The sequence below is a fragment of the Anoxynatronum sibiricum genome, assembly GCF_039414295.1.
GTDB classification, from domain to species: Bacteria; Bacillota; Clostridia; order Peptostreptococcales; family Tindalliaceae; genus Anoxynatronum; species Anoxynatronum sibiricum.
Genome location: NZ_JBCITM010000097.1, coordinates 1 through 255 on the forward strand (window position 1 = coordinate 1; position 255 = coordinate 255).

The 255-nt window shown below is 49.0% G+C and carries 1 pseudogene; it reads right to left on the minus strand.

The features are described 5' to 3' along the window. Positions 1 to 255: pseudogene (locus tag AAIG11_RS18125) on the minus strand (IS21 family transposase); the annotation flags it as partial.

Sequence of the window (255 nt, forward strand, 5' to 3'; positions counted from 1 at the left end):
CTGAGTAACGGTTTCGGTCAAACTGGACAGTACTGTCATCATATACACGTGCTGGTACACTTTTACTGGTATCAAAAACATAGGCTGGGAGTCGGTGAAGCGCAAAGCAGTCTGTTTCTGACTGCTGACCTACGGTTTGGCTTCTGCCCTGTATTTGATGATGACGGTACTCCAGGCAGCCGGCCAGTAGGGTATTGTTTAATTTTTCAATGGTTTCAACCCGTGGTACTGGCACCAGTATGTTGCGCCGGGACC